Here is a 301-nt window from a genome sequence, read left to right as displayed (position 1 = left end):
CGGACTGCTCCACCCCGCGATGATGAGAAAGTAAGTTGATTTTCACAATGCTTTTAGTGTTGTTGTTCGTTGCCTCTTCCTCTACAAGCTGATTCAAAGACGCTCGATGCGTCGAGGCAACTCGAAGCGAATTCGATGAAGCAAAGGCTCGTTGCTCCACCCCGCGATGATGAGAAAGTAAGTCAGCTTTTATATTAAGATGGTGGAGGATGACGGGATCGAACCGCCGACCCCTTGCTTGTAAGGCAAGTGCTCTCCCAGCTGAGCTAATCCTCCACGAAATTGCCTAGCAGCGACCTAC

General features: G+C 50.2%; 1 tRNA gene. It reads right to left on the bottom strand.

The annotated features are described in order from the left end of the window. Positions 1-200: 200 nt before the first annotated feature. Positions 201-276, bottom strand: a tRNA-Val gene (locus I656_RS0116455). Positions 277-301 lie beyond the last annotated feature (25 nt).

Origin of the sequence: Geobacillus sp. WSUCF1 (assembly GCF_000422025.1) — a bacterium.
Taxonomy (GTDB): domain Bacteria; phylum Bacillota; class Bacilli; order Bacillales; family Anoxybacillaceae; genus Geobacillus; species Geobacillus zalihae.
Note: the sequence above shows the minus strand (reverse complement) of the source record. Positions and strands in the feature narration are given on the sequence as shown.